Genomic DNA, 2,465 nt, shown 5'->3' on the forward strand with positions numbered 1-2,465 from the left:
CCGACGACGTGGCGCAGCCGGCCGGAGCGCAGGATGTATTCCTGGATCGACTTGGCCTCGAAGAGGCAGGCGTACGAGGACATGAGTCTCTCTCCTCAGGCGCTAGAGTTACGATGCTGGAACCGCAGAATGAGCGCCCGCACGGCCAACGCTTCCCGGCAGCGGTCCGGACGCCATTGAACGCGATGAGAATCTGTATGGAAACCGATTTGCAAAGCAGCCATAGTCTCCTTCGCCATTCAGCCAAGAAGCCTATGCGCCGAGCACTCAAGCTCGGCGGATCGGGGGTGTCGCGAGCGGCAGCGGCCAAACAAGGCCGCGCCGCGTAAGCTACATCAGCGCACTACAGTAGCCGGGGCAGTAGCTCCAGCATCGTAACGATGATCGCCGTCAGTGTTGCGACAGTGTTTACCATCGACACGGCGGTGTTGACGTAGATCAGATCTTCGTTCGACGAAGGGTGGGCTAGCCGGAAAAGCTTCATGAGGAGGGTCTCCTAGCGGACAGGGCCTGGTGGCGTTGGTGCTCAAATTGACTGCCTTATCAGATGCTTAGCGTTTAGCGTGGCCGCAGTTTGCAAGCCTCAGCAAGGCATCACACTGGTTTGCCCAAGTGTGTAGAGCTCTCTGCAACGCCTTCCCGCAATCGTTAGTCGCCGTCGTTTGCCTAGCAATTACACATTAATAACCTCAACAGATTCAATTACTTGCAAAAAAACCTTCAGCTTTCTTCTGATCAAATTGAAGCGCCGCCATCACGGCGACGGCGCTTCACGATCGCGGCAAGGCCGTGTCAATCCTCGTGTTCCGCTCCGTCGGTCGAGTCGATCATCCATTCAGGCCCAGTCAATCATAGCTCTTTCCGATGGTCAAGCGCTTTGCGGACCGGCCTTGGTCATAACGCTGACCACCTCGACCGCTGACTGCGTCGTCGGACCTTCCGCGCCTGACACAATCCGGGCTGGACGCTGGGGCTACGCAGGGTACGCCCGCGCGTGGACGGAGTCGTGAACAAAGCCTGCGGACCGAAGGCAGAGCAGCTTGAGCTTCGGCGCCTTCGGCACTCTGCCAAACAGGTCGCGGGCTCAGGCCGCTATGCGATAGCCGGGTTGGAATCCGTATCGACGAGATCGAAGATCGAGCAGGGCCGGTTCCGCGTACGCGACCTCCCCATAGTCTTCCGTGGCTTTTCTCTTGCGCTGATCGCACGCGGTCGGTGATGAGGTCCGCGGCGGCTTCGTTGTCGTCCGGGGTGCGGATGTCGTCGAGCGGTTGGCCCTGCTGGTCGCGGATGACCTCGATGTGCTCGCCGCGGAGGTCGATGGGCGGCAGGGCATAGTCCGCGCAGAGGCGCGCGAGCCGGTTGCCGTCCGCGCCGGCGTCGCCGTCCGCGGCGAGGTGGCGCCGTGCCAGCACAGCGCCCTGGGCGGTGGTGACGATGCGCACCTCCGTGGGTATCCAGGGTCGCTCCGCGCCGACAGCGAGGGCAAAGACGGTCTCGGTAACCACCTGTGGCGCGAGACCGGTGACGGCGAGCAGGATTTTTCTGTCGGCTTCCCAGGCGTCCATTGTGCTCCCGATGCTGTGCACGTCGAATGTTAGTGGATCGCGGGCGCAGACCGCATCAGACGCTGCGGTCTCGCGCTGTAGGAATTGCCTGACGAGTGTATCCGCACGTTGCCGGCGCCAGGGCCGCCGGCAAGCTTGCGGTGCTGGGTCGAAACGAATGGGCTGGTGCCGGCTGAAGCCTGAGCGCTTGGGTTGGCGCGGCAGGCGCTTGCCGTCGGCTCCGTGTGAGTGCGGGTGAGAACGGCGCCGCGGTGGGTGGGTTGATGTTGTGCGCCGGCGGGTTGGCGGCGGTTCTGGCGGCGTCGGCAGGGTGGAGTCGGGCGTCCGCGCGGTCGCGGCGGGCGAGGGCTCAGAGGTTGTGAACAAATCGGTTTCCGCGCCGCTGCCAAGGCGAGCAAGACGGTGCGAAGGTGCCGGCCGCTGCGCCGGTCATGACCGGTGCGCGGCGCGCGGGAGGGCCGCAGTTGTCCCGGGAGCGCAGTGGTGGCGTTGCGTTGTCGCGCTCGCCGGCAACCGCGGGACACGGTTTTGATGCCTCATGGGGCTGCTGCGAGCTCGCCGCACGGTGCTCCCCTGTGCGAAATGAGGCCGCCCCGGCGCTGGCGCGCACGCGTGCGCCGTCTTGCGCCACTTGCTTGAGGCGCACAACCGCTTCGGCCATCAGCAAGGCAAGACTGTCGGTCAGCAGCGCGTCGAGCACCTCGCCGTGGGCGCTGCGGAAGTCCGAGAGGGCGTGGCAGTTGACCGAGACGCCGCCGCAGATCCAGCGGTAGGCATCGTGCTCCAGCGCCAGGCGGGCGATCGCCCGCGCACTGCCGACGCCTTCCAAGGTGGCATACAGCCATAGGGCGAACAGGATCTCCGGCGTGATGGCGCTGCGCCCGCTGCCGCCCCGCA

Annotated in this window: 2 protein-coding genes and 1 pseudogene; 1 reads left to right on the top strand and 2 read right to left on the bottom strand. The window is 64.7% G+C overall.

The genetic code is table 11. From position 1 onward, the window contains the following. On the top strand, window positions 1-329 hold a 329-nt coding region (locus tag QZ607_RS25695), incomplete at its 5' end, for a hypothetical protein (protein ID WP_295889105.1). A gap of 516 nt (window positions 330-845) precedes the next feature. On the opposite strand, the gene csm6 is transcribed toward QZ607_RS25695, so the two are convergent. After that, window positions 846-1,568, bottom strand: a complete 723-nt coding sequence (gene csm6 / locus QZ607_RS25700; protein ID WP_295889108.1) for a CRISPR-associated ring nuclease Csm6 — start codon at window positions 1,566-1,568, stop codon at window positions 846-848. Between the two features lie 577 nt (window positions 1,569-2,145). Next, a pseudogene (locus QZ607_RS25705) lies at window positions 2,146-2,465 on the bottom strand (transposase); the annotation flags it as partial.

It is taken from the genome of uncultured Thiohalocapsa sp. (genome assembly GCF_913063425.1).
GTDB lineage: Bacteria > Pseudomonadota > Gammaproteobacteria > Chromatiales > Chromatiaceae > Thiohalocapsa.

Excerpts from the sequence above, each read along its gene's own strand:
- csm6 (WP_295889108.1), bottom strand. The coding sequence starts at position 1,568 with ATGGACGCCTGGGAAGCCGACAGAAAAATCCTGCTCGCCGTCACCGGT.